Raw genomic sequence first — 4,777 nt, 5'->3', positions numbered from 1 at the left:
CTGTCCTGCTCAAGTGCTCAGAGCATAGCGGATTGGATACAGTTTGGATTCTGCTTTCCCTGCGCCCCTGCCCTCACAGGGACGCATGTGCAGCATGATTAGTGTTGCGGATTTGCTGCGGCAAATGCCGCCATCTGCTCCGGCGAGGCTTCCGGCTGGTGCAGCTTTTTCCACTCCTCATAGGGCATGCCATAGACGATTTCCCGCGCTTCTGGGTCGCTCAACGCAACGCCTTTTTCCTCAGCGGCGGCGCGATACCATTTGGAGAGGCAGTTGCGGCAGAAACCCGCCAAATTCATCAAATCGATATTCTGCACATCGGTGCGCTCACGCAAATGCTGCACAAGGCGGCGAAAAGCGGCGGCTTCAAGCTCGGTGCGGGTGGTGTCGTCCATAATCGGCTCCTCAGAAATCGGGCTTCACAGATAGGGGCGGCACTGGCGAACGGCTAGGGGAACAATTGTCCGGGAGACAGGTTTACCTTTGACGGACCCCTGCCGCCCGCGCGACGCTGCGCCTGTTCGAGTTCTGGAGAGCGATTATGGAACTACCGCCGCTGCCCTTCACCGTCACCGACTGGCACCAAGTGCCGCCGACGCACCATACCGGCGAGACGGGCACCGCCGAATGGCGCAGCTTCACCCTGGGCGATATCCGTATTCGCCAAGTGACCTATTCCCCTGGTTATCTGGCCGACCATTGGTGCGACCGGGGCCATATTCTCTATGTGGTGAGCGGTGAGTTGGAGACCGAGTTGAAGGATGGCCGAACATTTCTGCTGACCGCCGGGATGAGCTACCAAGTCTCCGACTTCGGCGACGCGGCGCATCGGTCGGCAACCCGGACGGGCGCGGTGCTGTTTATTGTGGATTGAGGGGGCTCAGACCCCCATCACCGTCTCCGCAATGAGATGATCGACGACCGCCTTCAGCGCCTCGTCCTTCGCCGCCCCGCCCGCGAGCGCCGCCTGGAACACGCTGCGCTGCCGGTCGGCGCTGGTGCCGCGTGCGAGGATGGTGCGCGCCGACAGAAGTTCGGCGGTGCAGCCGAAATGGGCGGCGTCTTCGGCGCACAGTTCGATCATCTCTTCCAACAGGTCGGAGAAGGGCACGATGGTGCCCTTGCCGAAATCGGCCAAACCTTCTTCCAGCCCATAGCGCTGCGCGCGCCAGCGGTTTTCGGAAATCAGCATGCGCGCATAAAGCCGCCAGCGCTGGTTGGAGCGGCGCAAACGCCACAGCATCCGCAGCAGGCAGCGGTAGAGGGTGGCAATCGCAATCGTATCGTCGAGCCGGGTGCAGATATCGGTAATGCGCAGCTCCAGGGTCGGGAAGCGTGCCGAGGGGCGCAAGTCCCACCACAGGCGGGTGGCATCGTCGATGACGCCGGTATTGACCAAGCCCTTCACCTGGCGCTGATACTCGCCCCAGGATTCGAACACCTCTGGCAGCCCCGTGCGCGGTAGCCCATTGAAGACCGACAGCCGGAAGGATTTCAGCCCGGTATCATCGCCGCGCCAGAACGGCGAGGAGGTGGAGAGCGCCAGCAGGTGCGGCAGGAAATAGGTGATCTGATTCATCAGATCGATGCGCAGTTCCTCGTCCTCAATCCCCACATGCACGTGCATGCCGCAAATCACCAAGCGCCGCCCAACCATTTGCAGATCGCGCGCCAGCAGCGTGTAGCGCTCGGCGTCGGTATGTTCGGACCGGCCCCAATCGGTGAACGGATGGGTGGCGGCGGCAATCGGCGCGAGGCCGAAGCGGCCCGCCACCTCGGCCACCGTGCGCCGCAGTTGGGCCAAATCGGCGCGCGCGTCGGCCAGGGTTGAGCGCACTTTGGTGCCAACCTCGATTTGCGCTTTTAGAAACTCCGGGCTCACCTGATCGGCCAGCGCGGCCTTGCATTCGGCCATTAGCTCGGGCGGCGGGGCGACGGCGATATCGCGCGTCTGCCGGTCGACGAGGAAATATTCTTCCTCGATCCCTAAGGTGAAAGCCGGTTCGCTCATGGCTGGCCTCCCAGCAGAATCGGGCGCATCACCCGGTGCAGCCGGTCGGCCCAGGCGGCGATGCCTTGCGCGTCGGAAATCAAATCTTGGCGGATTTCCAGCAGCACATGGGGCAGGCCGCGTGCTTCGGCGTGGCGGTGGATCGTGTGGCTATCGTGATCGCGCCCGGAATAGGGCTCGTTATCGCCGACCTTTAAGTTCCCCTCCGCCTCCAGGGCGCGCATCAGCGGCAGGGCAATGCGCCCGTCGTGGTTCCACAGAACGCCGATATGCCAGGGCCGCTTGAACCCGGCCAGTACCGGCGTGCAGGAATGGACGGAGATAATCGCGGGCGACGTGCCGCGCGCCTTCAACCCGTCGAGCATATCGACAATGGCATTATGGTAGGGGTGATAGAGCGCATCGATCCGCGCCGCCCGCGCCGCCGCCGACAGATGCTGATTGGCCGGAACCTTGGTGCCATCGCTGACGGGCGGGATCGAGGTGCCATCGTCGAGCGCGCGGTTGAGGTCGAGTACGAGGCGCGAATAGCCCGACAGAATCGCCGGAGCCTCGAATGTGTCGGACAGAATCCGCGTTACCGCTGCCGCCCCAATATCATAGGCGATATGGCGCTCCATATCCTCGGGCGACACGCCGAACCCGCCGGTTTCGGGCCGATCCAGCGCTTTCGGTACGCGCGGGCTGGCGTGGTCGCAGAGAAACAGCACCGGGGCACGGCCCGCCGCGTTCAGAATGGTAACGGCGGGCGGCTCGTCGGGGGCCAGCAGGGGCGGAAGCGCGGGATCACTCATCCCTCTTTCAAAGCCCGATGGGGCGTGGGCGTCAAGGGGCCACGGCGGGAATCGCCGCGCCCGTCACCGAGACGCGCACCTGAAACAGCGACCCGGCCAAAGGTTCCTCTGCCAGCTTTTTCGGCGTCAGCCCGTCGGTAGCGCTGGTGATATAGAGGGTTTGCCGGTCCGCCCCGCCGAAAGCAACCATCGTGCAGCGGCTCACCGGCAGGCGGATTTCCTCAAGAATTGCGCCGTCCGGGCTGAAGCGCAGCACCCGCCCGCCATCGAACTGGGCGCTCCAGTAGCAGCCTTCCGCGTCCATCGCCGCGCCATCGGGGCGGCCCCCTTCCGGTGGAAGCATCGCGAAGAGGCTGCGCGGGCCGATTTGGCCGGTCGCCGGGTCCATCGGATAGGTATAAATCGCCTGGGCGCGCGTGTCGGAATGGTACATCCGGGTGCCATCGGGCGACCAAGCGAGGCCGTTCGAGACCATCACGTCGCCCGCGCGGGCTTCAAGCCCGGTTTCGGTCAGGCAATAGAGTTGCGCACTGCGCTCGGTGCGCGGCTCGTGCATCGTGCCGACCCAGAAACGGCCCTGGGGGTCGGTTTTACCATCGTTGAACCGATAGGCTTTCGGATCATAGGGGGCCGGGGCGATCGGGGTCTGCCCGCCCGTCGCCGGATCGAAGCGGACGAGGCCCGAGCGTAAGGCCAGCAGCAGCGTACCATCGGCATAAAGCGCGACGCAGCCGAGGGCTTCATCGAAATCCCAATGGGCCACCGCTCCCGTCGCCGGGGTCAGTTGAAACAGGCTCGGCCCATTGATATCCACCCACCATAGGCAGGCGCGCGGCGCATCCCAGACCGGCGATTCCCCGGTTTTGCAGCTTTGCCGAACCGCAAGTTCGACCGATCCCAACACCTTAGACATGCTATGCTCCCACGAAGCCCCTCGCCCACGGGCTGTTCTAGCGGGTTTCGCGCGCCTTGTCTCTTGACCGCTTTCCGGGGCCGTGGCACACCGCGCAACGCCTTTCTCCCTGCCAGAATCGGACGCCGATTTTCATGCTGCGCCGCCTTTACGACTGGGTTATCGCCAAAGCGGGCACCCCGCAGGCCACTTGGGCGCTCGCCCTCGTCTCGTTTATCGAAAGCTCCTTCTTTCCCATTCCGCCCGATGTGATGCTGGTGCCGATGTGCCTCGCCAATCGGCGGCGGGCGTTCTTCTATGCGGCGGTCTGTACCCTGGCATCGGTTATCGGCGGGTTCCTCGGCTATGCCATCGGCTATTACCTGTGGGAAGCGATTGGCTCCTGGGTGATTCAGAGCTATGGGCTTGGCGCGAAATTCGACGAGTTCCAGAAGGCCTTCGTCGAGTATGGCTGGTGGATTATCGTCATTAAGGGGATGACGCCGATTCCCTATAAGCTGATTACCATTGCCTCGGGCGTGGCGCATTTCCCGCTGCTGGCCTTTACGGTCGCCTCGGTGCTGTCGCGCGGGATGCGGTTTTTCCTAGTGGCGGGACTGCTCTATTTCTTCGGCGAGCCGATCCGGGCTTTCATTGAGAAATATCTGACGCTGCTGACGACGGGGTTTGCCGTGCTGTTGGTCGGCGGGTTCGTGGCGTTGCGGTATCTTTAGGGGGTGATAGGGGAATATCATGCCTGACAAGGCACAGCTTTCGCCGCCATCAATCTTGAAGCGCGCACTTGTGATAGGGGGAATTGTTGCGTCAACACTGTATGTTTTAGCTTTTTTTGGCCTACCCATATTCTTTTTAGTACCCGCATTATTCATTCATGACTCTGATTTTTTGGTGCCACCATCTGAAGAAAAGGTGATTTCGAGTGAATTATTATTAAATCAATATTTAGAGAATATTAATCAAATCAGAACGGCGTTTCGATTTAATGATGTTGACGCAAAATTTTGTTTGCTCAGCTTCTCACCGTGTGTTTCCTGATCGAAAGGATATTGAGATACCTTT

7 protein-coding genes are annotated in these 4,777 nt (G+C 61.8%); 3 read left to right on the top strand and 4 right to left on the bottom strand.

From position 1 onward, the window contains the following. Positions 1 to 98: 98 nt before the first annotated feature. Entirely contained in the window at positions 99 to 395 is a 297-nt protein-coding gene (locus tag VZ95_RS16210) for a DUF1244 domain-containing protein (RefSeq protein ID WP_045776785.1), read from the bottom strand. 146 nt (positions 396 to 541) lie between these two features. On the opposite strand from VZ95_RS16210, the gene VZ95_RS16205 reads away from it, so the two are divergent. Next, positions 542 to 874 (top strand): DHCW motif cupin fold protein, encoded by a 333-nt coding sequence (locus tag VZ95_RS16205; protein WP_045776784.1) that lies wholly within the window; start codon positions 542 to 544, stop codon positions 872 to 874. A 6-nt stretch (positions 875 to 880) separates the two neighbouring features. Here VZ95_RS16205 and VZ95_RS16200 read toward each other — a convergent pair whose 3' ends face one another. Genes VZ95_RS16200 through VZ95_RS16190 form a run of 3 tightly spaced genes read right to left on the bottom strand, consistent with a single transcriptional unit; the run spans position 881 to position 3,718 of the window. Beyond that, positions 881 to 2,011, bottom strand: a complete 1,131-nt coding sequence (locus VZ95_RS16200) for a carboxylate-amine ligase (RefSeq protein ID WP_045776783.1) — start codon at positions 2,009 to 2,011, stop codon at positions 881 to 883. Beyond that, positions 2,008 to 2,805 (bottom strand): N-formylglutamate amidohydrolase, encoded by a 798-nt coding sequence (locus VZ95_RS16195; protein ID WP_045776782.1) that lies wholly within the window; start codon positions 2,803 to 2,805, stop codon positions 2,008 to 2,010. The genes VZ95_RS16200 and VZ95_RS16195 overlap by 4 nt, the downstream gene beginning before the upstream one ends. 31 nt (positions 2,806 to 2,836) lie before the next feature. After that, positions 2,837 to 3,718, bottom strand: a complete 882-nt coding sequence (locus VZ95_RS16190) for an SMP-30/gluconolactonase/LRE family protein (protein WP_045776781.1) — start codon at positions 3,716 to 3,718, stop codon at positions 2,837 to 2,839. 134 nt (positions 3,719 to 3,852) lie between these two features. Between VZ95_RS16190 and VZ95_RS16185 the strand changes: the two genes are divergently transcribed. Both VZ95_RS16185 and VZ95_RS24335 read left to right on the top strand, forming a co-directional pair. After that, positions 3,853 to 4,431 (top strand): YqaA family protein, encoded by a 579-nt coding sequence (locus tag VZ95_RS16185; protein ID WP_045776780.1) that lies wholly within the window; start codon positions 3,853 to 3,855, stop codon positions 4,429 to 4,431. Between the two features lie 19 nt (positions 4,432 to 4,450). After that, positions 4,451 to 4,753, top strand: coding sequence for a hypothetical protein (locus tag VZ95_RS24335; protein ID WP_156995349.1), 303 nt, complete (start codon positions 4,451 to 4,453; stop codon positions 4,751 to 4,753). Positions 4,754 to 4,777: the final 24 nt, after the last annotated feature.

Source organism: Elstera litoralis, assembly GCF_000963705.1.
Classification (GTDB): domain Bacteria; phylum Pseudomonadota; class Alphaproteobacteria; order Elsterales; family Elsteraceae; genus Elstera; species Elstera litoralis.
This window is presented reverse-complemented; position numbering and strand designations above follow the sequence as displayed.